General features: G+C 68.9%; 22 protein-coding genes. 6 read left to right on the top strand and 16 right to left on the bottom strand.

Going from position 1 to position 24,655, the window contains the following annotated elements; translation table 11 throughout:
- Positions 1–93 precede the first annotated feature (93 nt).
- The 4 genes from qcrB to ctaE form a co-directional block, all read right to left on the bottom strand.
- A complete protein-coding gene (qcrB, locus tag CP970_RS31800; RefSeq protein ID WP_055550068.1) occupies positions 94–1,728 on the bottom strand; it encodes a cytochrome bc1 complex cytochrome b subunit in 1,635 nt (544 codons plus the stop codon).
- Complete coding sequence (qcrA, locus tag CP970_RS31795) at positions 1,725–2,783, bottom strand: cytochrome bc1 complex Rieske iron-sulfur subunit (protein WP_055550070.1); 1,059 nt, start codon at positions 2,781–2,783, stop codon at positions 1,725–1,727. Before qcrA ends, qcrB begins: the two co-directional genes overlap by 4 nt.
- Positions 2,780–3,589, bottom strand: a complete 810-nt coding sequence (gene qcrC / locus CP970_RS31790) for a cytochrome bc1 complex diheme cytochrome c subunit (protein WP_055550072.1) — start codon at positions 3,587–3,589, stop codon at positions 2,780–2,782. Before qcrC ends, qcrA begins: the two co-directional genes overlap by 4 nt.
- A gap of 75 nt (positions 3,590–3,664) precedes the next feature.
- A complete protein-coding gene (gene ctaE / locus CP970_RS31785; protein ID WP_055550073.1) occupies positions 3,665–4,285 on the bottom strand; it encodes an aa3-type cytochrome oxidase subunit III in 621 nt (206 codons plus the stop codon).
- A gap of 181 nt (positions 4,286–4,466) precedes the next feature.
- Between ctaE and CP970_RS31780 the strand changes: the two genes are divergently transcribed.
- A complete protein-coding gene (locus tag CP970_RS31780; RefSeq protein ID WP_055550075.1) occupies positions 4,467–4,868 on the top strand; it encodes a DNA-binding transcriptional response regulator in 402 nt (133 codons plus the stop codon).
- 104 nt (positions 4,869–4,972) lie between these two features.
- Here the strand turns inward: CP970_RS31780 and CP970_RS31775 are convergent, their stop codons facing one another.
- From CP970_RS31775 to ctaC, 4 genes are all read right to left on the bottom strand, one after another.
- The gene (locus CP970_RS31775) at positions 4,973–6,220 is read right to left on the bottom strand and encodes a L,D-transpeptidase (protein ID WP_055550077.1); all 1,248 of its coding nucleotides are present in this window, start codon (positions 6,218–6,220) and stop codon (positions 4,973–4,975) included.
- 168 nt (positions 6,221–6,388) lie between these two features.
- Positions 6,389–6,787, bottom strand: coding sequence for a cytochrome c oxidase subunit 4 (locus CP970_RS31770; RefSeq protein ID WP_055550079.1), 399 nt, complete (start codon positions 6,785–6,787; stop codon positions 6,389–6,391).
- Complete coding sequence (ctaD, locus tag CP970_RS31765) at positions 6,784–8,520, bottom strand: aa3-type cytochrome oxidase subunit I (RefSeq protein WP_150494266.1); 1,737 nt, start codon at positions 8,518–8,520, stop codon at positions 6,784–6,786. The genes CP970_RS31770 and ctaD overlap by 4 nt, the downstream gene beginning before the upstream one ends.
- Entirely contained in the window at positions 8,517–9,479 is a 963-nt protein-coding gene (gene ctaC, locus CP970_RS31760; RefSeq protein ID WP_055547189.1) for an aa3-type cytochrome oxidase subunit II, read from the bottom strand. The genes ctaD and ctaC overlap by 4 nt, the downstream gene beginning before the upstream one ends.
- Before the next feature lie 347 nt (positions 9,480–9,826).
- Here ctaC and CP970_RS31755 point away from each other — a divergent pair, with 347 nt between their 5' ends.
- Positions 9,827–11,203, top strand: a complete 1,377-nt coding sequence (locus CP970_RS31755; RefSeq protein ID WP_055547191.1) for a cysteine desulfurase/sulfurtransferase TusA family protein — start codon at positions 9,827–9,829, stop codon at positions 11,201–11,203.
- A 5-nt stretch (positions 11,204–11,208) separates the two neighbouring features.
- Here CP970_RS31755 and CP970_RS31750 read toward each other — a convergent pair whose 3' ends face one another.
- The gene (locus CP970_RS31750) at positions 11,209–12,183 is read right to left on the bottom strand and encodes a carbohydrate kinase family protein (protein WP_055547193.1); all 975 of its coding nucleotides are present in this window, start codon (positions 12,181–12,183) and stop codon (positions 11,209–11,211) included.
- Positions 12,184–12,319: 136 nt separating this feature from the next.
- Here CP970_RS31750 and CP970_RS31745 point away from each other — a divergent pair, with 136 nt between their 5' ends.
- Both CP970_RS31745 and CP970_RS31740 read left to right on the top strand, forming a co-directional pair.
- Positions 12,320–12,547 carry a hypothetical protein gene (locus CP970_RS31745; protein WP_055547195.1) on the top strand — a complete coding sequence of 76 codons (228 nt, stop codon included), beginning with the start codon at positions 12,320–12,322 and terminating at the stop codon, positions 12,545–12,547.
- Between the two features lie 170 nt (positions 12,548–12,717).
- Positions 12,718–14,250: a hypothetical protein gene (locus tag CP970_RS31740; protein WP_055547197.1), complete on the top strand. Its 1,533-nt coding sequence runs from the start codon at positions 12,718–12,720 to the stop codon at positions 14,248–14,250.
- Positions 14,251–14,361: 111 nt separating this feature from the next.
- Here the strand turns inward: CP970_RS31740 and CP970_RS31735 are convergent, their stop codons facing one another.
- A complete protein-coding gene (locus CP970_RS31735) occupies positions 14,362–14,718 on the bottom strand; it encodes a HesB/IscA family protein (protein WP_055547199.1) in 357 nt (118 codons plus the stop codon).
- A 258-nt stretch (positions 14,719–14,976) separates the two neighbouring features.
- On the opposite strand from CP970_RS31735, the gene nadA reads away from it, so the two are divergent.
- Positions 14,977–16,164: a quinolinate synthase NadA gene (gene nadA / locus CP970_RS31725; RefSeq protein ID WP_055547201.1), complete on the top strand. Its 1,188-nt coding sequence runs from the start codon at positions 14,977–14,979 to the stop codon at positions 16,162–16,164.
- 49 nt (positions 16,165–16,213) lie between these two features.
- On the opposite strand, the gene CP970_RS31720 is transcribed toward nadA, so the two are convergent.
- Positions 16,214–16,714, bottom strand: a complete 501-nt coding sequence (locus tag CP970_RS31720; RefSeq protein WP_055547202.1) for a MarR family winged helix-turn-helix transcriptional regulator — start codon at positions 16,712–16,714, stop codon at positions 16,214–16,216.
- Between the two features lie 74 nt (positions 16,715–16,788).
- Between CP970_RS31720 and CP970_RS31715 the strand changes: the two genes are divergently transcribed.
- Entirely contained in the window at positions 16,789–17,940 is a 1,152-nt protein-coding gene (locus CP970_RS31715; protein WP_055547203.1) for a Bcr/CflA family efflux MFS transporter, read from the top strand.
- A gap of 112 nt (positions 17,941–18,052) precedes the next feature.
- Here the strand turns inward: CP970_RS31715 and CP970_RS31710 are convergent, their stop codons facing one another.
- The 5 genes from CP970_RS31710 to CP970_RS31690 all read right to left on the bottom strand — a co-directional run bounded on the left by CP970_RS31710 (position 18,053) and on the right by CP970_RS31690 (position 24,620).
- The gene (locus CP970_RS31710) at positions 18,053–21,184 is read right to left on the bottom strand and encodes an efflux RND transporter permease subunit (RefSeq protein WP_055547205.1); all 3,132 of its coding nucleotides are present in this window, start codon (positions 21,182–21,184) and stop codon (positions 18,053–18,055) included.
- Between the two features lie 173 nt (positions 21,185–21,357).
- Entirely contained in the window at positions 21,358–22,038 is a 681-nt protein-coding gene (locus CP970_RS31705; protein WP_055547207.1) for a response regulator, read from the bottom strand.
- The gene (locus CP970_RS31700) at positions 22,035–23,300 is read right to left on the bottom strand and encodes a sensor histidine kinase (protein ID WP_055547208.1); all 1,266 of its coding nucleotides are present in this window, start codon (positions 23,298–23,300) and stop codon (positions 22,035–22,037) included. The genes CP970_RS31705 and CP970_RS31700 overlap by 4 nt, the downstream gene beginning before the upstream one ends.
- 223 nt (positions 23,301–23,523) lie before the next feature.
- Positions 23,524–23,802: a PspA-associated protein PspAA gene (pspAA, locus tag CP970_RS31695; protein ID WP_055547210.1), complete on the bottom strand. Its 279-nt coding sequence runs from the start codon at positions 23,800–23,802 to the stop codon at positions 23,524–23,526.
- Between the two features lie 26 nt (positions 23,803–23,828).
- Positions 23,829–24,620, bottom strand: a complete 792-nt coding sequence (locus CP970_RS31690; protein ID WP_055547212.1) for a PspA/IM30 family protein — start codon at positions 24,618–24,620, stop codon at positions 23,829–23,831.
- Positions 24,621–24,655 lie beyond the last annotated feature (35 nt).

The following is a 24,655-nucleotide window of genomic DNA, read 5'->3' as shown; positions in this document are numbered from 1 at the left end:
CAGCCCTCGGGACGGCAAAGAGCCCCGTCCATGCAATGGACGGGGCTCCTGCCGTGGCGACCTTGTGGTCAGAGCTTCAAGAGCTTCGGTTGATCAGTGGTGGCCGTGGCCGCTCGTGATCTCCTTGTACTCCTCGGCGGTGGCCTTGGGGATCTGGTTGTCCTCCCCGTAGTAGCTCTTGGAGAGCTTGGCCCTGAGCTTCTCGGAGCCGGACACCTTGCGCTCGACGCCGTTCTCGTCGACCGTCGGGCCGATCTCGAGCGGCTGGTACTGCTCGTGCGCCGTGAGGGTGTGCAGCTTCTCCTGGCTGAGCGGCTCGTGGACCTCGATGAACTCACCGTGCGGCAGGCGCTTGATGATGCCGGACTCGCGCCCGTGCAGCACCTTGTCCTTGTCGCGCCGCTGCAGACCCATGCAGATCCGCTTGGTCACGATGAACGCGATGACCGGTCCGGCGAAGAAGAAGATCCGGACGAACCAGGTGATGGCGTTCAGCGACAGGTGGAAGTGCGTGGCCCACAGGTCGTTTCCACCACCCACCAGCATGATGAAGTACGCCGTGATCCAGGCGACACCGAAGGCCGTACGGGTCGGGGCGTTGCGCGGGCGGTCCAGGATGTGGTGCTCGCGCTTGTCCCCGGTGACCCAGGACTCGATGAACGGGTAGACCGCGATGGCCACCAGGACGATCGGGAAGATCGCCAGCGGGATCATCACGCCCAGGACGAGCGTGTGGCCCCAGGCGTTGATCTCCCAGCCCGGCATCACACGGATCAGACCCTCGGCGAAGCCCATGTACCAGTCGGGCTGGGCGCCGGTGGACACCTGGTCGGGACGGTACGGGCCGATCGCCCAGATCGGGTTGATCGAGGCGATCGCGCCGATGGCCGCGATGACACCGAAGACCAGGAAGAAGAAGCCTCCGGCCTTGGCCATGTAGACCGGGAGCAGCGGCATGCCGACGACGTTCTTGTTGGTCTTGCCGGGGCCCGCGAACTGCGTGTGCTTGTGGTAGAAGACCAGGATCAGGTGCGCCACCATCAGGCCGAGCATGATGCCCGGCAGCAGCAGGATGTGCACCGAGTAGAACCGCGCCACGAAGTCGCCGCCGGGGAACTCCCCGCCGAACAGGAACATCGACAGGTACGTGCCGATGACCGGTACGGACAGGATCGCGCCCTGCATGAAGCGGACACCGGTGCCGGAGAGCAGGTCGTCCGGGAGCGAGTAACCGGTGAAGCCGGTGAACATGCCGAGGACGAACAGCAGGAAGCCGAACAGCCAGTTGACCTCACGCGGCTTGCGGAACGCACCCGTGAAGAACACGCGCATCATGTGCACGAACATCGCCGCGAGGAAGATCAGCGCCGCCCAGTGGTGGATCTGCCGGATCAGCAGACCACCGCGCACATCGAAGGAGATGTGCATGGTCGAGTTGAACGCCTCGGACATCAGCTGACCCTGCAGCGGGACGTAGCTGCCCGCGTACTCCACCTCGTTCATCGACGGGTGGAAGAACAGCGTCAGATACACACCCGTGAGGATGATGATGATGAAGCTGTACATGCAGATCTCGCCGAGCATGAAGGACCAGTGGTCCGGAAAGATCTTGCGCATGTTGGCCTTGGCCAGGGAGTAGATCCCCAGGCGGCCGTCGGCCCAGTCCGCGACCCGCTCACCGGCGGGCGCTTTCTGCCGATTGTCGTTCGAAGCAGTCGAGGTGCTCATCCGCGCTCCCAGAAGGCAGGACCGACGGGCTCTTCGAAGTCGCCGAGCGCCTCGAGGTAGCCCTCCTCGTTCACACCGATGCGCAGCTGCGGCAGGGCGTGACCGGCCGGGCCGAAGATCACTCGGGCGCCGTCGGAGAGGTCGAAGGTGGACTGGTGGCACGGGCAGAGGACGTGGTGCGTCTGCTGCTCGTACAGGGAGATCGGGCAGCCCACGTGGGTGCAGATCTTGGAGTACGCCACGACGCCCTCGTGCGACCACGCCAGCTCGCGCTTGTCCTTGATGTTCTCCGGCTGGATCCGGACGATCATCAGGGCGGCCTTGGCGATCTGGACCTGGAAGTCGTGGTCGTGCTCCGACATGCCCTCGGGCATCGCGAACGTCAGCGAACCGACCTGCACGTCCGAGGGACGCAGCGGCTCGTGCGTGTTCATGTTCACGAGCATCTTGCCCTTGGCCCACTTGGTGTGCCGGAGCTTGTCCTCGGGCAGCGGCCCGAGGTCACGCAGCAGGACGACACCGGAGAGCGGGACCAGGGCGAGCGCGCCGAACATCGTGTTGCGGATCAGCTTGCGCCGGCCGAACTGCGACTCCTCGGCACCGGCCTTGAAGTCGGCCATGACCTTGGCCTTGACCTCGGGCTCGGCCTCGATGGCGTGCCGCTCGTCGGCGACCTCCACATCGGACATCAGGGTGCGGGCCCAGTGGACCGCGCCCGCGCCGATGCAGAAGAGAGCCACGCCGAGGGTCATGCCCAGGGCGAAGTTCAGACCGCTGATGTGTCCGATCGGCCAGATGAACACGCTCTTGTCCGCCGGGATGGCGACGAACGAGGCGATGAAGCCGACCGTCGCCAGCATGGACAGCGTGAACATGAACGCGATCGCGCGCTCGGAGCGCTTGGCGGCCTGCTCGTCGATGTCCTGGACGCGGTGCTCGTGGGGCGGAAGGCCCGGGTCGGCGAACGGGTTCTCGTCCGCGACCGCCACCGAGCCGTGCTCGGTGTCCTGCGCGCTGGGCAGGTTCTTCTCTTCTGGAATCTCTTGGCTACTCATGACTTCTTGGCCTTTGCGGTCCGAGCGGCGACCCACACGGCGACCGCGATCAGCGTGCCGAGACCGAAGATCCAGCCGAACAGGCCTTCACTGACCGGACCCAGACCACCCAGCTTGAGACCGCCAGGGCTCTCGGTCTTCTCACCGTTGACCGCGTCGAGGTACGCGATGATGTCCTTCTTTTCCTTCTCCGGCATCGTCGTGTCGGGGAAGGACGGCATGTTCTGCGGGCCGGTCTGCATGGCCTCGTAGATGTGCTTCGGGGACACGTCCTCCAGCGGAGGCGCGAACTTGCCGTGCGTCAACGCGCCACCTTCACCGGTGAAGTTGTGGCACTGGGCACAGTTGGTGCGGAACAGCTCGCCACCCTTGGCGATGTCCGCCCCGTCCGGGCTGTACTGCTTCTCGGTCGGCACCGTCGGACCGGCGCCCAGCGACGAGATGTACGCCGCGAGCTGGTCGATCTGGGCCTGGTTGTAAATGACCTTCTTCTTGGGCGCCTGGGCGCTCTGCTGCTGGAGCGGCATGCGCCCGGTGCCGACCTGGAAGTCGACAGCGGCGGCGCCCACGCCCACCAGGCTCGGACCGTCGGAGGAGCCCTGACCGCCGGTTCCGTGGCAGCTGGAGCAGCCCACGGCGTAGAGCTTCTTGCCCTCGTCGATGGCGAGGGACTGGGCGGTGTCATCGGCTTGCGCCTTGTCCGCCGGCGCGAACGCGGCGTACAGCCCCCCGGTGGCCGCCAGCGCGAGGAGTAGGACGACGACCGCCGCCAGCGGATGGCGTCGTCGTGCGGAGAGCTTTTTCACGGATTACCCCGGTGTCAGGATCTTCTGCGTCGATGCTTCTGGAATGTTCGGTACGTCGCGTCGGCGACCCGCCGACTACTTGATCATGTAGATCGTGGCGAAGAGGCCGATCCAGACCACATCGACGAAGTGCCAGTAGTAGGACACGACGATGGCTGCGGTCGCCTGTTCATGGGTGAACTTCCTGGCCGCGTAGGTGCGACCGAGGACCAGCAGGAAGGCGATCAGGCCGCCTGTCACATGCAGTCCGTGGAAGCCGGTGGTCAGGTAGAAGACCGAGCCGTACGGGTCGGACGAGAGCGAGAGGCCCTCGTGCTTGACCAGCTCGGTGTATTCGTACACCTGACCGCCGATGAAGATCGCACCCATGATGAAGGTGACGATGAACCACATCCGGAGCTTCTTCACGTCACCACGCTCAGCGGCGAACACGCCTAGCTGACACGTGAGGGAAGAGAGCACCAGGATGGTGGTGTTCGTCGCCGAGAACGGGAAGTTCAGGGCCGAAGCCATTTCCTTCCAGTGATCAGGACCTGTCACCGATCGCAGGGTGAAGTACATCGCGAAGAGGGCCGCGAAGAACATCAGCTCGGAACTCAACCAGATGATGGTTCCGACGCTGGTGAGGTTCGGTCGATTGACCGGCGGGTGCGCGTGCCCGGTATCTACTGTCGTTGCTGTCGCCACGACCGACATTATGTCGGTCGCTTATCTCGCTCTCACCCCGGGGGGTGCCGTTCGGAGTGTCTGCGGGGTGTGTCCTGCCCGGATGGCCCATCGGAGGGCCGTGCGAACCGCTGTTGACGGGGTGTCGGGAGGAGTAGCATCCGCGCATCGGTTCCCGTCCCATGACGCAGCTCGACGTATCGGAGGAACAATGCAGCCGACCGCCACGGTGCTGGTCTACAGCGACAACGCGAGCACCCGCGAGCAAGTCCGGTTGGCCACCGGACGCAGGCCGGCGACGGACGTTCCCGAGGTCGAGTTCGTCGAGTGCGCCACGCCCGCGGCCGTGCTCAAGGAGCTGGACCGGGGCGGCATCGACGTCTGTGTGCTCGACGGCGAGGCAAGGCCCGCGGGCGGCATGGGCGTGTGCCGCCAGATCAAGGACGAGATCTTCCGGGCCCCGCCCGCGCTGCTGCTCATCGGGCGCCCGCAGGACGCCTGGCTGGCCACCTGGAGCCGGGCGGAAGCGGCGGTGACCCTTCCGGTCGACCCGGTGGAGTTCGCGGACGCACTGGCCGCCCTGCTGCGCTCCAGGCTCGCCGTCGAGGCCTGAGCGGTCCCGACAGGACGATCACGGCCGAACGATCACGACAGAGCGATCACGACAGAGGGCCCCGCGCCGTCGCGCGGGGCCCTCTGTGCTGTTCTGCGGCGCCGCTAGACCTGCGGCCGCAGCCGGGCAGCTTCGACCGCCGCGGGGCCCTCCTTGGCGCCGCTCAGGAGCGCGCTGCCCGCGCGCCACTTCTTCCAGCCGAGGTTCCAGTCGCCGTAGCCGTTGCCGAACGGATCCATGTCCTCGCCATAGCTGTTGACGACCGTGACGATGTCGCCCTGGCGGACGGTCTCGTAGAACCAGGCGGCGTTGCCGGTGCTCATGCCGGTGCAGCCGTGGCTGGTGTTGTCGTAGCCCTGCGATCCCACCGACCAGGGTGCGGCGTGGACATATTCACCTGAATCAGTGACGCGGGTGGCGTAGTACACCTGCTTGTCGTAGAAGTCCGACGCCCCGATGCTGGCGCTCGTCATGCGGACGACGTACTCCTTGCCCAGGACCACCTTGACGCCGTTGCGGGTGGAGTAGCCGGGCTTCCCCGTCGTGACGGGGATGGAGTTGATCTCCTCGCCGTTGCGGTAGATCGTCATCCAGTGCGAAGAGGCGTCCGTCACAGCGACGATCTTGTCGCCCGTGGTCAGCTTCAGCGGCTTGGCCTCGCCGCCCCACAGCTTGTCGTTGACCTTGATGCCCTCGAGGTTGCTGGAGACGTTGATGGTCGCGTTGGCGGGCCAGTACTCCTTCGGGCGGTAGTGCAGCGTCTCACTGTCCACCCAGTACCAGGCACCCTCCGTGGCGGGCATCGACTGGACCCGCAGGGCGCGTTCGACGATCGACCTGGCCTCCTTGCCCTTCACCGGGGCGCTGAGCTTGGCCGTGACGGGCTGGCCGACGCCGTACTTGCCCGCGTCGGGGCCGAAGGTGACCTTCAGCTGCTTCTTCTTGGCGGCCTCTGTGGTGTCGAAGGCCATGACCTTGCGGCCGGGCGACCCTTCCTCGTCCTCGGTGCTCACCCGCACCGTGTAGTGGGCACCCGCCGCCAGCGGCACGGTGCTGTGCCATCGGGCGCCGTCGGCGGAGAGTTCGCCCGCCACGTACCGCCCCAGCTCGTCGGTGGCCGTCACATCGGTGATGCGCCCGTCCTCGCTCTGGGCGGTCACTTCCAGGGGCTTGTCCGGATCCGCCTTCTGGCTGCCCACGGGGCCGTTGAAGGCGATCTGGCCGGCCGCGTCGTACGGCTTCGCCGAGAGCGGGTGGCCGTCGGAGCTGCCGCATGCCGTGGCCCCCGCACCGAGGGCGGCCACCAGCATCGTGCAGCTCAGTACCGTGCGGATTCGCGGTGAGTGGCTCATAAAACACACGGTATGAAGATTGGTCAGGTCCGGCGCGGCGAGTGACCCGTCCGAGGGTCCCCCGCCCGCGGAGCCCACCCGGGAGCGGGCACGGAGCGCACGCGAAGGGGCCCGGACGCTCCTCGCGGAGTGTCCGGGCCCCTTCGGTGCGGATCGGGAACTACAGACTCACTGGGTCTGGTTCTCGCCGCGGTAGTACTCGAATACCCAGCCCCACAGGCCGATCAGGATGATCGGGGCCGAGAAGTACAGCAGCCACCAGCCGAAGACGACACCCATGAAGGCGAGCGCGCCACCGACGGCCAGCGAGAGCGGCTGCCAGCTGTGCGGGCTGAAGAAGCCCACCTCGCCGGCCTCGTCCGCGACGTCGGCCTCCGTGTTGTCCTGTGCGGCCGCGTCGACCCGCCGGGCCGTGAAGGCCAGGTAGTAGCCGATCATGATGCACAGACCGAAGGCCAGGAAGAGCGCCGTGGTACCGGCGGGCTCCTTCGACCACACGCCATAGACGATCGCCATGGCGAGGACGAAGACGCTCAGCCAGATGAACATCTTGCCCTGGATCTTCACTTGCCGGCCTCCTTGGTGCCCGCGAGCGCCTTGTCACCGTGACCGGCGTTCTCGAGCTGGTCGAGCGCGGCGATCTCGGGGTGGTGCAGGTCGAATGCCGGGGATTCACTGCGAATGCGCGGCAGGGTGAGGAAGTTGTGCCGCGGCGGCGGGCAGGACGTCGCCCACTCGAGCGAACGGCCGTAGCCCCACGGGTCGTCGACCTCGACCTTCTTGCCGTACTTCGCCGTCTTCCAGATGTTGTAGAAGAACGGCAGGATCGACAGGCCGAGCACGAACGAACAGATCGTCGAGATCGTGTTCAGCGCGGTGAAGCCGTCGGCGTCGAGGTAGTCCGCGTAGCGACGCGGCATGCCCTCTGCACCCAGCCAGTGCTGCACCAGGAACGTGCCGTGGAAGCCCACGAACAGCGTCCAGAAGGTGATCTTGCCGAGCCGCTCGTCGAGCATCTTGCCGGTGAACTTCGGCCACCAGAAGTGGAAGCCGGAGAACATCGCGAACACCACGGTGCCGAACACCACGTAGTGGAAGTGCGCGACCACGAAGTACGAGTCCGAGACGTGGAAGTCCATCGGCGGCGAGGCCAGGATGACGCCCGTCAGACCACCGAAGGTGAAGGTGATCAGGAAGCCGACCGCCCACAGCATCGGGGTCTCGAACGACAAGGACCCCTTCCACATCGTGCCGATCCAGTTGAAGAACTTCACGCCTGTTGGCACGGCGATCAGGAACGTCATGAAGGAGAAGAACGGGAGTAGCACGCCGCCCGTGACGTACATGTGGTGGGCCCACACCGTCACCGACAGACCGGCGATCGCGATGGTCGCGCCGATCAGACCCATGTAGCCGAACATCGGCTTGCGGGAGAAGACCGGAATGACCTCGGAAATGATGCCGAAGAACGGCAAAGCGATGATGTACACCTCTGGATGGCCGAAGAACCAGAAGAGGTGTTGCCATAGCAAGGCGCCGCCGTTGGCCGCGTCGAAGACATGGGCGCCGAATTTACGGTCCGCCTCCAGGGCGAACAGCGCGGCGGCCAGGACCGGGAAGGCCAGCAGGACCAGGACGGCGGTCAGCAGGACGTTCCATACGAAGATGGGCATCCGGAACATCGTCATGCCGGGCGCGCGCATGCAGATGATCGTGGTGATGAAGTTGACCGAGCCGAGGATCGTGCCGAAGCCGGAGAAGGCCAGACCCATGATCCACATGTCCGCGCCGATGCCCGGCGAGCGGACCGCGTCCGACAGCGGGCTGTAGGCGAACCAGCCGAAGTCGGCCGCGCCCTGCGGCGTGAGGAATCCGCCGACCGCGATCAGCGAGCCGAACAGGTAGAGCCAGTAGGCGAACATGTTCAGTCGCGGGAAGGCGACGTCGGGCGCGCCGATCTGGAGCGGCATGATCCAGTTCGCGAAGCCCGCGAACAGCGGCGTCGCGAACATCAGCAGCATGATCGTGCCGTGCATCGTGAACGCCTGGTTGAACTGCTCGTTCGACATGATCTGCGTGCCGGGACGGGCCAGTTCGGCGCGCATGAAGAGCGCCATCAGACCGCCGATGCAGAAGAACGCGAACGACGTGACCAGGTACATCGTGCCGATGGTCTTGTGGTCGGTGGTGGTGAGCCACTTGATGACCACGTTGCCCGGCTGCTTGCGCCGTACCGGCAGCTCGTTCTCGTACGAGTCGTCTGCTGCCGCGGCACCCTGGGGTTCGTTGAGGATGCTCACAGGTTGTTCGTCTCCCGGTTCTTCTCGTGGCCCGTCTGCTCGATGCCGGCCGGGATGTAACCGGTCTGGTTCTTCTTCACGAGCTCTTCCAGGTGCTTCTGGTAGCGCTCGGGAGAGACGACCTTGACGTTGAAGAGCATCCGGGAGTGGTCGACGCCGCAGAGCTCGGCGCACTTGCCCATGAAGGTGCCCTCCTTGTTCGGAGTCACCTCGAAGGCATTGGTGTGGCCCGGGATGACGTCCTGCTTCATGAGGAACGGCACCACCCAGAAGGAGTGGATGACGTCACGCGAAGTGAGGACGAAGCGAACCTTCTCGCCCTTGGGGAGCCAGAGGGTCGGACCCGGGTTGCCGTTCTGGGGGTTCCGCTCGCCAGGGGTGCCGACTTCGTAGACACCGTTGGCGTTGGCCGGGAACGCCTTGCGGAACCGCTCCGGAATCGCGTCGAGGTCCTTGGACGTCTTGGCGTTGTCCTTGCCTGCGCCCGGAACGTTCTCGACGTAGTTGAAGCCCCAGCTCCACTGGTAGCCGACCACGTTGATCGTGTGGGCGGGCTTCTCGTCGAGCGCGAGGAGCTTCGATTCGTCGCGTGCCGTGAAGTAGAACAGCACGGAGACGATGACGAGGGGGACGACCGTGTACAGCGCCTCGATGGGCATGTTGTAACGCGTCTGCAGAGGTACTTCCACCTTGGTGCGGCTGCGCCGGTGGAAGATGACGCTCCACAGGATCAGGCCCCAGACCAGCACGCCCGTGGCGAGCGCTGCCGCCCACGAGCCCTGCCAGAGGGAGAGAATCCGCGGAGCCTCTTCCGTTACCGGGGTGGGCATTCCAAGGCGGGGGAAATCCTTATATGTGCAACCAGTGGCGGTTACAAGGATCAGGCCCGCAGTCAGCACCTGCGGCAGCTTCCGCCGCATCGGGCGCCGCGACGAGCGGTCGGAGCCGTTGGGACTCACGTAGCGCCTTCCCGAGAGTCTCGCCCGCGCTGTCGGCTGCGGCCTTCTCGCTGGTCGGTCGCCGCCCTGCTGCGGGCAGGGGTTTGGATGTTTATGCGGACCAAACCCTACTGGACGCTATTTGGGGTCGCGCGGGGAGGGTGCCTAACGCGCCGCGGGTCACTCCGAAGGGTGGGATGTCCGTGCGTCGGGGGCTTTCTGACGGGGCTTCCGGCGTGGCTCGGGACGCCCAGGAGCTCGGCGGAATCTCTGGGTCCGCGGCTGCGGGCGCGCGCTGGCTGATCGCGCAGTTCCCCGCGCCCCTTACGGGGCGCCCCGCTCGCGCCCGAACGTCTTAGCGTGGGGGCGTGTCCTACTTCGATGTTGCCTCGTCCGCTCCCCTGCATCCCGTTGCCCGGCAGGCCCTGGTGGCCTCGCTCGATGAGGGGTGGGCCGATCCCGCGCGGCTCTATCGGGAGGGGCGGCGGGCCAGGCTGCTGCTCGACGCCGCGCGCGAGGCGGCCGCCGAAGCCGTCGGCTGCAGGCCCGACGAGCTCGTCTTCACCTCGTCGGGGACCCGCGCGGTGCACTCCGGGATCGCGGGCGCGCTGGCCGGGCGGCGGCGCGTCGGAGACCACCTGATCGTGTCTGCCGTCGAACATTCGTCGGTGCTCCATTCGGCCGCGGCCCATGAGGTGGACGGCGGGGCGGTCACCGAGGTGCCGGTGGACCGGGGCGGGGCCGTGGCCGTGGACACCTACGCCGCGGCGCTGCGCGCGGACACCGCGCTCGCCTGTCTGCAGTCCGCCAACCACGAGGTGGGCACCGAGCAGCCGGTGGCCGAGGTGGCCGCCGCGTGCCGCGCGGCCGGGGTGCCGCTGCTCGTGGACGCGGCGCAGTCACTGCCCTGGGGTCCCGTCGAAGGAGACTGGTCGCTGCTCACGGGAAGCGCCCACAAGTGGGGCGGCCCCGCGGGCGTGGGACTCCTCGTCGTACGCAAGGGAGTGCGGTTCGCCCCCCGGGGCGCGGTCGACGAGCGGGAGTCGGGGCGGGCCGCCGGTTTCGAGAACATTCCGGCCGTCGTCGCCGCGGCGGCCTCGCTGCGGGCGGTGCGGGCCGAGGCGGCGGCGCAGGGCGCGCGGCTGCGGGAGCTGACGGAGCGGATCAGGGCGCGGGTGCCCGCTCTCGTGCCGGACGTGCAGGTGGTGGGCGATCCGGTGCGGCGCCTTCCGCACCTGGTCACCTTCTCCTGTCTCTATGTCGACGGGGAGACGGTCCTGCACGAGCTGGACCGGGCGGGCTTCTCCGTGTCGTCGGGCTCGTCGTGCACCAGCTCGACGCTGACGCCGAGCCACGTGCTGCGCGCCATGGGGGTGGTGAGCGAGGGGAACGTACGGGTCTCGCTGCCGATGGGCGCGGACGAGGCGGAGGTGGAGCGGTTCCTCGACGTGCTGCCCGGGGTGGTGCGCGGGGTGCGGGGCACGCTCGGTGTGCCGGTCGAGGGCGGCAGCGGGGACGCCGAAGCCGTGACCGTCGACGCGCTCGGGATGAGCTGCCCGCTGCCGGTCATCGAACTGGCCAGGGCTATCGGGCGGGTGCGGGTGGGCGGCACCGTCACCGTGCTCGCCGACGACGAGGTCGCCGCGGTGGATATCCCGGCGTGGTGCTGGACGCGGAAACAGGAGTACGTGGGTGAGCGGCCGGCGGACCGCGGAGTCGCCTACGTGGTCCGCCGGAGCTCGTGAGCGGCTTAGGAGAGGTGCTCCCGGATCTCGGCGGCGGCCTCGTCGCCGTACGCCTTGGTGAAGCGGTCCATGAAGTTGCTGCGCTTCAGCTCGTACTCCTGGGTGCCGACGGTCTCGATGACCAGAGTGGCGAGCATGCAGCCGACCTGGGCCGCACGCTCGTGCGAGACGCCCCAGGCAAGGCCCGAGAGGAAGCCCGCGCGGAACGCGTCGCCGACGCCGGTCGGCTCGACCTTCGCCTCCTCCTCCGGCACGCCGACCTCGATCGGGTCCTGGCCCACGGCCTCGATGCGGACGCCGCGCGAGCCGAGGGTCGTCACGCGGTGGCCGACCTTGGAGAGGATCTCGGTGTCGGTCCAGCCGGTCTTGGACTCGATGAGGCCCTTCTCGTACTCGTTGGAGAAGAGGTACGTGGCGCCGTCCAGGAGGACGCGGATCTCCTCGCCGTCCATGCGCGCGATCTGCTGCGAGAAGTCCGCGGCGAACGGGATCTCGCGGGAGCGGCACTCCTCGGTGTGGCGGAGCATCGCCTCGGGGTCGTCGGCGCCGATCAGGACGAGGTCGAGGCCGCCGACGCGCTCGGCGACGGCGTGCAGCTCGATGAGGCGGGCCTCGCTCATCGCGCCCGTGTAGAAGGAGCCGATCTGGTTGTGGTCGGCGTCCGTGGTGCAGACGAAGCGCGCGGTGTGCAGGGTCTCGGAGATCCGGACCGCCGAGGTGTCCACGCCGTGCCGGTCGAGCCAGGCGCGGTACTCGTCGAAGTCCGATCCCGCGGCGCCGACGAGGAAGGGCTTGGTGCCGAGCTGCCCCATGCCGAAGGTGATGTTCGCGGCGACGCCTCCCCTTCGTACGTCGAGGGCGTCTACCAGGAACGAAAGAGAGACCGTGTGCAGCTGATCGGCGACCAACTGGTCGGCGAAGCGGCCGGGGAAGGTCATCAGGTGGTCGGTGGCGATGGAGCCGGTGACTGCGATACGCACGGCTGGATGCTCCCGAGGACGAAAGGCGAGGGGTTGACAGTTCACGCTACCGGGTCGGGGTGCTGCCACTGAAGCGGCAAAAACTACCCGATAGTAGGGCTTTCTTCGTACTGGGACGGATGCATACGGTTCCGGTATGGCCGCTCACTCGCACATCTCGAAGCATTCCGTCGCACGGCGCCCCGGCGAACTCGCCCCGGAAACCATGGAGTCGCTGCGCGGGGACTGCGCCCGCATGGCCCCGCACTGGGCGGTCCCGGCCGCCACCGCGGCCGCGCCCGTACCGCCCTCCTTGATCCACGGGGTCACCGTCCCGCCCGCCTCCGCGCGGATCCTCGACGGAATGTCCGAATACGGGAACTGAGAGAGACTGGTTCCGGGCTGGTTCCGGGCCCGGCGCGCGTTCAAGGGAACCGTGCGCTCCCCTGCCGCGTCCCATCGCCGTCCCCCGTAAAGGGGATGTGAGATACGACGAGGCCCACTGCAGCTTTCCGTGGGTCTCCAGGGACAGCAGTGCAGCGAAGGAGCGATGCGGTGAGCACCGAGCGATCCGATCAAGAGGCGGCCGAGCCACAGCGGCGGCGTTCCCGTCTCGCCGTCGCCTCGGTCGCGGCCACCGTGCTGCTGATCGGCGGCGGTGGCGCGTACTTCGCGACGACCGCGTCCGGCGGCAGTGGCGACCGGGGCGGCGACGGCGCCCCCGCGGGGGGCGACGGCACTCCACCGCCGCTCGCCCTGGACGGCTACACGGACAGCGCGAAGGACAGCGGCTCCGGCGGTACGGGTGATGCGAACGGCACGGGCGGCACGGGCAGCACGAACGGCATCGCGCCGGGCGAGCCCGACCCGAGCGGCGCCACGTACAAGGCGACGGGGAAGCTGCCCGAAGGACCGGGCTCCGCGCCCGTCTACCACGCGCGGGGCGAGGTCGCCCGGGGCGAGGTGAGCGATCTGGCGAAGGCACTCGGCGTCTCCGGGACGCCGACGAGCCAGGACGGCGCCTGGCGGGTCGGCCAGGACAAGGACGGCTCGGGCCCCTCCCTCCAGGTGACCAAGCAGGCGCCCGGCACCTGGACCTACTCCCGGCACGGCATCGGCGGGACCGACAACTGCCCGAAGGCCAAGCCTTGTTCGTCCACCTCCACCGCGCCGAACGGCGGCACCGGCGACAGTGGGGACGCGGTCGGCGAGCAGGCCGCCAAGAAGGCCGCGGCGCCGGTCCTCAAGGCGCTCGGTCAGGACGACGCGAAGCTGGACGCCTCTCAACTCATGGGCGCCGTACGGGTGGTGAACGCCGACCCCAAGATCGGCGGTCTGCCGACGTACGGCTGGTCGACCGGCATCCAGATCGGCTCCGACGGCCAAGTGGTCGGCGGCAGCGGCCTGTTGAAGGCCCCCGACAAGGGCGCCACCTACCCGGTGATCAGCGCCGAGGCGACCCTGGACCGGCTGAACTCGACCAACGGCGGCGGCCGGGTCGGCATCGGCGGCTGCGCGACGCCCGTGCCGCACGCCGACGACTACACGAAGTCCGAGGGCGGCAGCGGCGGCAAGCAGGCGCCGTGCGATCCTTCGTCCACTCCCCCGAAGCCGCGACCGGTCGCGGTGAGCGGCGCCGTCTTCGGGCTCGCGACGCACTTCGTGGACGGCAAGCAGGCCCTCGTACCGTCCTGGCTGTTCGAGGTGAAGCCGCAGGGCGCGCAGGACACCTTCACGGTGACGCACCCGGCGGTCGACCCCAAGTTCCTCACCTCGCCCTCGCCCTCGCCCAGCGATCCGGGGACGCCCGCGGAGAAGCCGGGCGACAAGAGCAAAGCCGGGATCGAGTCCTACAGCGCCGACGGCACGTCCCTGACCGTGACCTTCTGGGGCGGCGCGTGCAGCGACTACGCGGCGTCGGCGAGCGAGGACGGCGACCGCGTGACGGTCACCGTCACCGAGACCCGGCAGAAGGGCAAGGTCTGCATCATGATGGCCAAGGAGATCTCGAAGACGGTGCACCTCGACAAGCCGCTCGGCGACCGGAAGGTCGTCGACGGGACGGGCCGGACCGTGCCGCGGAAGTAGCGCCGGGACGCCTCAGGGCCTGACGCAAAAGGCGGCGGCCCCCGATACTTCGGGGGGCCGCCGCCTTACGCGTACGCCTTGAGGCCCGCGGCCGGTCGCCGGGCCCGCGGGCTAGTTGAAGGAGTCGCCGCAGGCGCAGGAGCCCGTGGCGTTCGGGTTGTCGATCGTGAAGCCCTGCTTCTCGATGGTGTCCACGAAGTCGATGGACGCGCCGCCCAGGTAGGGAGCGCTCATCCGGTCGGTGACGACCTTCACGCCGTCGAAGTCCTTGACGACGTCGCCGTCGAGCGTGCGCTCGTCGAAGAACAGCTGGTAGCGCAGGCCCGAGCAGCCGCCGGGCTGAACGGCGACGCGCAGCGCCAGGTCGTCCCGGCCCTCCTGCTCAAGGAGGCCCTTCACCTTGGCCGCGGCGGCCTCGGACAGGAGGATGCCGTCGCTCACGGTGGTGGTCTCGTCCGATACGGACATCTGCTTCTCTCCCGGGTTGTTCGGAGACTGCTTGCCGACGGTTGCAACCGGCGGGGCCGCGGATTCATTCCGGGCCGAGCGCTTTCGTCTTACCCCTTCATGCTCGCACATGGCATCCCGTGGGGCACCGGGCCTGGGTCCCGCGAATTCGTCACATCGACACTATGGCCATCGTCAAACTGACGTGAAGCGGTTATGATAGATAACGTCAATTAGACGAAAAGGCATCGTCTGCAGAGAAGAAAGGGTGCGTGTCAAGTGACCACCGCCCAGTCCCCCGTGGACCTCGACGTCCAGCCGTCCCCGCTCGCCCTGCTGCTGCTCGGCCGTGAGGCCGACCCCAAGAGCGAGCGCGGCGTGGAGTGCCCCGGCGATCTGCCGTCCCCCTCCGACCCCGACCTGGTGGAGCGCGCCCGCGCGGCCAAGGAGAAGCTCGGGGACAAGGTCTTCGTCCTCGGCCACCACTACCAGCGCGACGAGGTCATCCAGTTCGCGGATGTCACCGGCGACTCCTTCAAGCTGGCCAAGGACGCGGCCGCCAAGCCCGAGGCCGAGTACATCGTCTTCTGCGGCGTGCACTTCATGGCCGAGTCCGCGGACATCCTCACGACGGACGACCAGAAGGTCGTCCTGCCCGACCTCGCGGCCGGTTGCTCGATGGCCGACATGGCCACCGCCGAGCAGGTCGCCGAGTGCTGGGACGTGCTGTCCGACGCCGGGATAGCCGAGCAGGTCGTGCCCGTGTCGTACATGAACTCCTCCGCCGACATCAAGGCCTTCACCGGCAAGCACGGCGGCACGATCTGTACGTCCTCCAACGCCAAGCGCGCCCTGGAGTGGGCCTTCGAGCAGGGCGAGAAGGTCCTCTTCCTGCCCGACCAGCACCTCGGCAGGAACACCGCCGTGCGCGACATGGGCCTCTCGCTCGACGACTGCGTCCTCTACAACCCGCACAAGCCGAACGGCGGCCTGACCGTCGAGCAGCTGCGCGACGCGAAGATGATCCTGTGGCGCGGGCACTGCTCGGTGCACGGGCGCTTCTCGCTGGAGTCGGTCGAGGACGTGCGCGCGCGGATTCCGGGCGTGAACGTCCTGGTGCACCCCGAGTGCAAGCACGAGGTCGTGGCCGCCGCCGACCACGTGGGCTCCACCGAGCACATCATCAAGACCCTGGAGGCGGCCCCCGCCGGGTCCAAGTGGGCCATCGGCACCGAGCTGAACCTCGTACGCCGCCTGGCGAACCGGTTCGCCGCCGAGGACAAGGAGATCGTCTTCCTCGACAAGACGGTCTGCTTCTGCTCGACCATGAACCGCATCGACCTGCCGCACCTGGTCTGGACCCTGGAGTCCCTCGCCGAGGGCAACCTCGTCAACCAGATCGAGGTCGACCGCGAGACCGAGCAGTTCGCGAAGCTGGCGCTTGAGCGGATGCTGGCGCTGCCGTAGGCCCTCTCTTCCGCATGCCGTAAGGGGCACCCGCCATGGCGGGTGCCCCTTACCGCGTTCTGCGCTCCTTCAAGGCCGCGGCCAGCGCCTCCAGCGCGGGGACGGACGCGGCCAGTGCCGTCCGCTGCTCGTCGCCGAGCAAGGCCAGCGCGTCGGCGAACATCTCCGACCAGGCGTTCTCGATCAGGGCCATGCCCTGATCCGCCTTGAGGGTCGGCCTCAGCCGCACCACCCGGCCGTCGTTCGGGTCCTTCTCGCGCTCCAGCAGCCCCTGGTTGACCAGACCGCGCACCGTGGCGCTCGCGTTGCTCGCGTGCAGACCCAGCTCGCGGGCCAGGACGCCCACGGTCGTGCCGGGCTCCGCGTGGACGTAGCGCAGCAACTCCAGCTCCGAGGGCGGCAGTCGCCACAGCCCCGCCTCGTCCATGCCCTGGAAGCGCAGGACGCGCGAGAGGGCGTACAGCGGCGAGGTCAGCTCCCTGGCCTGTCGGCAGAGCTCCCGGTCGGTCTCGTGCTCGGCCTCGGTCCGCGCGTTCCGTTTCTCGCTCACTCCCCCATGCTAGCGTTCCTTATAGTTATATAGCTATCTACAGTTGCCCCGACGCCCGGAAGGGTCTCCTCACCATGCCCCTGCTCACCGCCGCGCTCGCGCTGCTCTCGTTCATCGGCCCGCTGTCGACCGACATGTACCTGCCCGCCTTTCCGCGCATGGCCGAGGAGTTGGGCACCGACGCCTCCGGGGTGCAGCTCACGCTGACCGCGTTCCTCGTCGGGATGACGGTCGGGCATCTCGTCTTCGGGCCGCTCTCCGACCGGTACGGCAGGCGTGGGCCGCTGCTCGCGGGGGCCGCCGTGTGCACCGTGGGGACCGCGCTGTGTGCCGTCGCGCCGTCCCTCGGGTGGCTGGTCGCGCTGCGGTTCCTGACCGGGTTCAGCGGGGCCGCGGGGGTGGTGATCAGCCGGGCCGTCGTCTCCGACGTGGTCCAAGGGGCCGCCGCCGCGCGGCTGTTCGGGGTACTGATGACGCTCGCGGGGATCGCGCCGATCCTCGCGCCGCTCGCGGGCGGGGCCGTGATCGGGGGCGCCGGATGGCGGGGCGTGTTCTGGGTGCTCACCGGGGTGTCCGCGCTGGTGGCGCTCGCCGTCGTGGTCGGCGTACCCGAGAGCCTGCCCAGGGAGCGACGGCACGCGGGCGGGATGCGGCGGACGGCGGCCGCGGTGCGCGAGGTGCTCGGCGACCGGGCGTACGTGGGGTACACGCTCGCCTTCACCTTCGGGTTCGGGATGCTCTTCTGCTACATCGCCGGGTCGCCGTTCCTGCTGCAGAACGTGCTGGGCATGGGAGTGGGGGCCTCGTCCGTCGCGTTCTCCGGGGGCGCGGTGGTCGCGACGCTGTCCAGCGCGGTGGGGGCCCGCCTGGTGGGGTGGGCTCTCGGCGATGCTCGCCGGGTCGTGCGCGCTGCTGGTGCTCGCGGTGGGCGGCGGGCTCTCCGTCGTCGTGTGCCTGCCGTTGCTGGGTTTCGTGTGCGGGGGCTTCGGTCTGGTGGTCGCCAACTCGGCCGCGTTGGCGCTGGCCAGGGTGCCGGGGGCGGCCGGCGTGGGATCCGCGCTGCTCGGCACGGCGCAGAGTGCGCTGGGCGCGGTGGTCGCGCCGCTGGTGGGGGTCGGTGGGGAGCACACCGCGGTGCCGATGTTCTGCGGGATGGCTCTGTGCAGTGGTGTGGCCCTGGTGGCGGCTCGGGCGGGGGTACGGGGACGGGGTGCTCCTCGCCGTGAGGAGCACCCCGTCCGGGGTGAGGCTGAACGCCTCCGTTAGCGCTGCTCGGCACCGGTGCGTCGTGCCCACCCGTTCCGCCGTGCGGAACGCCTGCCCACAACGAGGAACCCGCTAGACCGTCGCGGGCTCCGGGGTGTCGGACTCCGCGCCCGCCTTCTTCGCCCGCTTCGCCGCCTTCTTCTTCGCGCGGCGCTCCTTGCGGAGTTCCACCATCGCGTAGAGCGTCGGGACGAGGAGGAGGGTGAGGAGGGTCGAGGTGATCAGGCCGCCGATCACCACCACCGCGAGCGGCTGGGCGATGAAGCCGCCCTCGCCCGTGATGCCCAGGGCCATCGGGAGCAGGGCGAAGATCGTCGCCAGGGCCGTCATGAGGATCGGGCGCAGCCGGTGGCGGCCGCCCTCGATGACCGCCTCGACGGTGCCGTAACCCTGCTTGCGGTACTGGTTGATGAGGTCGATCAGCACGATCGCGTTGGTGACCACGATGCCGATGAGCATCAGCATGCCGATCATCGCGGGGACGCCCATCGGGGTGTCCGTGACGACGAGCAGGCCGATCGCGCCGGTGGCCGCGAACGGGATGGAGACCAGCAGGATCAGCGGCTGGACCAGCGAGCGGAAGGTCGCGACCAGGAGCATGAAGACGATCGCGATCGCCGCGAGCATCGCCAGGCCCAGGGACGCGAACGCCTCGTCCTGGTCCTCGGACACGCCGCCGATCGAGGCCGTGGCGCCGTCGGGCAGCTTCAGCGCGTCCAGCTTCTTGGTGAGGTCCGCGCTGACCGCGCCGGTGTTGTCACCGGTCGGCTTCGCGGTGATCGTCGCGGCCCGCGCCCCGTCGATGCGGGTCATCGACACCGGGCCGTCCACCAGCTTCACCTCGGCGATCGAGCCGAGCCGCACGCCCGGGCCGAGCGGCAGCTTCTTCAGCTCGTCGATGGTCACGGCCGGCTTCGCCGACTTGATCACGACGTCGCGCTCGGTGTCGTCGAGCGTGGCCTTGCCGCTGGTGGTGCCGCGCACCGCCTGGGCGACGGCCTGGCCGAGGGTCGACTGGTCGAACCCGGCCGCCGCCGCCTTGTCGTTGGCCTTGACCGAGATCCGCGGGACGCTCTGCGACAGGTCGCTCTGCACGTCGGTGACGTCGTCGAGCTTCGCGACCTCGGCGCGCACCTCGTCGGACGCCTCGCGCAGCACGTCACCGTCGGCGGCCTTCACCACGACGCTGAGGTCCTGGCTGCCGAAGCCGTCACCGGCCGAGACCTTGGTCTGCCCGATGCCGGAGAGCCCGGCGAGCTCCTTCTCGACCCGGTCCTGCGTCTTGTCGTACGACGCCTTGTCCTTGAGGGTCAGCGTGTACGACGCCTGGTTGGTGTCCGTGGATCCGCCGAAGGCGGCCATGAAACCGGAGGAGCCGACCGTGACCTGGTAGTCCTTGATCTCGTCGATGCCGGAGAGCATCTTCTCGACCTTCTTGGCGGCGGCGTCGGACGCGGCCAGGCTGGTGCCGGGCTTCAACTCCTGCTTGATGGAGAGGACTTCCTGCTCGCCCTGGTCGAAGAAGTTGGTCTTCAGGAGGGGGGCCATGCCGAAGGTGCCGACCAGGATCACGATCGCGATGCCGAGGCTGGTGAGGCGGCGGCGGGTCGCGAAGCGCAGGACGGGGACGTAGATCCGCTGGAGCCTGCTGCGGTTCTCCTTCTCCTCCGCCTTGCGGCGGGCCTCCTCCGGGTCCACTCCGCGGATCGCCTTGGGCGGGCGCAGGAACCAGTACGAGAGGACCGGCACGACCGTGAGGGAGACGAGGAGGGAGGCGAGCAGCGCCGCCGTGACCGTCAGCGAGAACGAGCCGAAGAGCTCGCCGATCATGCCGCCGGTCAGGCCGATGGGCAGGAACACCGCGACGGTCGTCAGGGTCGACGACGTCACCGCGCCCGCGACCTCGCGCACCGCCTTGAGGATCGCCTCCTGGCGCTCCTCGCCGTAGCCGAGGTGGCGCTTGATGTTCTCCAGGACCACGATCGAGTCGTCCACGACGCGGCCGATCGCGATGGTCAGGGCGCCCAGCGTCAGCATGTTGAGCGAGAGGTCGCGGGTCCACAGGACGATCAGGGCCAGGACGACCGAGAGCGGGATGGAGACCGCGGTGACCAGCGTCGAGCGGATCGACGCGAGGAAGACCAGGATCACGAGCACCGCGAAGACCAGGCCGAGCGCGCCCTCGGTGGTGAGGCCCTCGATGGACTTGGAGACGGCCGGGCCCTGGTCGCTGGCGACCGTCAGTTCGGCGCCGGATCCGAGGTCCTTGCGCAGGTCGGGGAGCTTGTCCTTGACCGCGTCGGAGATCGCGACGGCGCTGCCGTCGTGGTCCATGGTGACCGAGACGGCGAGGCTGGGCTCGCCGTCGGTGCGGGTGATGGACGTCGCGGTGGCCTGCTCCTGCTTGACCGTGGCGACGTCACCGAGCCGCGCGGGCTTGCCGGGCTGCTCGCCGGGCTTGGCCTCGGGCACGACCCGCAGGTCCTGGATCTGCTTCAGGGAGGTGAAGCCGCCGCCGACCTGGACGGTGCGGTTCTTGCCGTCCTCGTCGAAGGAGCCCGCGGGAAGCGTGGCGCCGCCCGCCTGGAGCGCCTTGCCGAGCGCGGCCGTCGTCAGGCCCGCCTTGGCCAGCTTCTTGTCGTCGGGGGTGACGTTGACCTGGAGGTCGCGCACGCCGTCGACGGTGACCTGGCCGACGCCGTCGATGTCCTTCAGGGACGGTACGACGGTGCGGTCGAGCTGGTCGGCGAGTGCCTGCTGGTCCTTGTCGGAGGTGACCGAGAGGACGACGGTCGGGATGTCGTCGGTGGAGCCCGCGACGACCTGCGGGTCGACGTCGTCGGGGAGTTCGGCGCGGGACCGGTTCACGGCCTGCTGGACGTCGGCGACGAGCTGCTTGGTGCCGCTGCCGTAGTCGAACTGGGCCATGATCACGGCGTTGCCCTCGCTCGCCGTGGAGGTGATGCCGGTGATGCCGTCGACCGCGTCGATGTTGTTCTCGAGCGGCTCGACGACCTGCTTCTCGACCACATCGGGGGACGCACCCTGGTAGGGGGCGAGCACGGACACCATGGGCAGTTCGATGGTGGGCAGCAGCTGCTGCTTGAGCTGCGGTATCGCGATGGCGCCGAAGACGATCGCGATGATCGACATCAGCCCGACTAGTGCCCGTTGGGCAAGGCTGAACCTGGACAGCCAGGACATGGTGGTCTCTCTCTGTGGCGTACGCGGGGAAGCGGGCGGGCTCCGGGAGGTCACTTCCTCCGGCAGGCGGATGCCCACCCCACACCCTCAGCCATGGGGAAGGCATCGAGCCTCACCCCAGGGACCCGTTCTTACGCCGCGCCTACTGCGGGCGCAGTACGCCACTCCCGCACTCACTCCACCCTTGGACGGACCAGGCCCGATTCGTAGGCGATGACGACGAGTTGGGCCCTGTCCCGCGCGCCCAGCTTCGCCATCGCGCGGTTCACGTGGGTCTTCACAGTGAGCGGGCTGACTTCCAGGCGCTCGGCGATCTCGTCGTTCGAGTGGCCGCCCGCCACCTGCACGAGGACTTCGCGCTCGCGGCCGGTGAGCGCGTCGAGACGCCCGCCGCGCACCGTGCCCTCGCCGTCCGAACCGTCGCCCTGCGCGAGGAACTTGGCGATCAGGCCCTTGGTGGCCACCGGGGAGAGCAGCGCCTCGCCCGCGGCCGCGATGCGGATCGCACCGAGCAGCTCGTCGGGTTCCGCGCCCTTGCCGAGGAAGCCCGAGGCGCCCGCGCGCAGCGACTGCACCACGTACTCGTCGACCTCGAACGTCGTCAGCATCACCACGCGTACGTGGGCGAGGGTCGGGTCGGCGCTGATCAGGCGGGTGGCGGCGAGGCCGTCCGTGCCCGGCATGCGGATGTCCATCAGGACCACGTCGGCCCGCTCCGACTTGGCGAGCCTGACCGCCTCCGCCCCGTCGGACGCCTCCCCGACCACCTCCATGTCGGACTCGGAGTCGACGAGCACCTTGAACGCGCTGCGCAGCAGTGCCTGGTCGTCGGCGAGCAGTACCCGGATCGTCACGCGGTGCCTCCCTTGGCGGTGACGGGCAGGATCGCATGGACGCGGAAGCCGCCTCCGTAGCGGGGGCCTGCCGAGCAGTGGCCGCCGAGGGCGCCGACGCGTTCGCGCATGCCGATGAGGCCGTGGCCGCCGCCTTCGTTCTCGCCGCTCGCGTCACTCGCGTCGCCCACGTCGCTCTTGTCCTTCCTGTCGTTCTTGTCGTCCTTGTCGTCGCCGGGGCCGTCGTCCAGGATGGTGACCTCCACGTTCGGCCCGACGCGTACGACGCTGACCTCGGCCTTGGCCGCCGCGCCCGCGTGCTTCTGCACATTGGTGAGCGCCTCCTGGATGATCCGGAAGGCGGCGAGGTCGACGGCGGCGGGCAGGTCGAGGCCGATCTGTCCCATCGCCACCTCCACGGGCAGGCCCGCGTTGCGGAAGGTCTCGACCAGTTCGTCGAGGCGGTGCAGGCCCGGCGCGGGTTCCGTGGGCGCCTCCGGATCTCCGGTCTGGCGCAACAGGCCTACGGTGGCGCGGAGTTCGTTGAGCGCGGAGCGGCTGGCGTCCCGCACGTGCGCGAGCGCCTCCTTGGCCTGGTCGGGCCGCTTGTCCATGACGTGCGCCGCGACGCCCGCCTGCACGTTGACGAGCGCGATGTGATGGGCGACCACGTCGTGCAGGTCCCTGGCGATGCGCAGCCGCTCCTCGGCGACGCGGCGCCTCGCCTCTTCCTCACGGGTGCGCTCCGCGCGTTCGGCGCGCTCCCTGATCGCGGCGACGAACGCCCGGCGGCTGCGCACCGCGTCGCCCGCGGCCGCGGCCATGCCGGTCCAGGCGAAGATGCCGAGGTTCTCCTGGGAGTACCAGGGCATCGGTCCCGAGAGCATCGCGACGCCGGTGAGGCCCGCCATGGTGATCACGCCGATCCGCCAGGTCGTGGACCGGTCGGTGCGCGCGGCCACGGTGAACAGCGCGATCACGGCGCACATCACGACGGGGGCGCGGGGCTCGCCGGTGAGCAGCTCGGCGAGGGAGGCGGCGCAGGTCGCGCCGAGCACGGACCAGGGGGCGCGGCGGCGGAAGACCAGGGCGAAGGCGCCGAGGGTCATCAGGAGCAGGCTCGGGAGGTCCGGGGTGCGGGTGCCCCAGGTGGGACCTTGCTGGCCGTGGGGCTCGGCGAAGGAGCCGATGACCATGCAGATGAGGACGACGGTCGCCAGCAGCGCGTCCACCGCGAGCGGGTGCGTTCTGGCCCAGCCGCGGCCTCGTACGAGAGTGGTCACTGGCTCAACGTTACGGGGCCTGGGCGGCGGCCTGGGCTGGGTACGGGGAACCTGTTCCCCGTGGGCCCCTGAGTCCCGGGGCGGGGGGCTTGTCTTTTGACTGCGGGCCCGTTTGCGCTGGGCGCGCAGTTCCCCGCGCCCCTTACGGGGCGTGCCTGCTCCCTGCATCCTGCGGGCCCGTTCGCGCTGGGCGCGCAGTTCCTCGCGCCCCTGACGGGGCGCGTCAGCCCGGGATCAAGCCGTCGTCGCTCAGCATGTCTCGGACCTCGTCCAGAGTCGCGTCCGGGGCGGGGAGGATCAGTTCCGAGGGTTCCAGGGCGTCGTCCGGGAGGGGGGTGCCCAGCTCCCGGACCTTGTCCAGGAGCGCGTGCAGAGTGCGGCGGAAGCCGGGCTCGTCGCCGCTCTCCATCTCCTCGAGCAGCTCGTCGTCCAGCTTGTTCAGCTCGGCGAAGTGGCCGTCGGCCAGCTTCACCTGCCCCTCCCCCATGATCCGTACGATCATGTCGTCCTCCTCGGACGTGCGTAGGGCTACTGCTTGTCGAAGCGCGGGGTGTCCTGCGGCTGCTGGGCCTGGGGCGTGCCCTGGCCGGGCTCGATGGCCTGCTTCGCGGTGGATCCGCCGGCGAGCTCCGCCTTCATGCGCTGCAGTTCCAGCTCTACATCTGTACCACCGGAGAGGCGGTCAAGCTCGGACTGGATGTCGTCCTTGGCGAGCCCGGAGGAGTCGTCGAGGGCACCGGACGCGAGCAGTTCGTCGATCGCACCGGCCCGCGCCTGGAGCTGCGCGGTCTTGTCCTCGGCGCGCTGGATCGCCATGCCGACGTCGCCCATCTCCTCGGAGATGCCGGAGAAGGCCTCACCGATGCGGGTCTGCGCCTGCGCCGCGGTGTAGGTGGCCTTGATCGTCTCCTTCTTCGTACGGAAGGCGTCGACCTTGGCCTGCAGCCGCTGGGCCGCGAGGGTGAGCTTCTCCTCCTCGCCCTGCAGCGTCTGGTGCTGCGTCTCCAGGTCCGTCACCTGCTGCTGGAGCGCGGCACGGCGGGAGAGGGCCTCGCGGGCCAGATCCTCGCGGCCGAGGGCGAGCGCCTTGCGGCCCTGGTCCTCCAGGGTGGAGGACTGCTTGTTCAGCTGGGCGAGCTGCAGCTCGAGGCGCTTGCGGGACGTCGCCACGTCGGCGACACCCCTGCGCACCTTCTGCAGCAGCTCAAGCTGCTTCTGATACGAGTAATCGAGGGTCTCGCGCGGGTCCTCGGCCCGGTCAAGGGCCTTGTTCGCCTTCGCGCGGAAGATCATCCCCATACGCTTCATGACACCGCTCATGGGCTTCGCGCGCCCCCTTCTGACGGACTTCCAGC

Origin of the sequence: Streptomyces kanamyceticus (assembly GCF_008704495.1) — a bacterium.
GTDB lineage: Bacteria > Actinomycetota > Actinomycetes > Streptomycetales > Streptomycetaceae > Streptomyces > Streptomyces kanamyceticus.
This window is presented reverse-complemented; position numbering and strand designations above follow the sequence as displayed.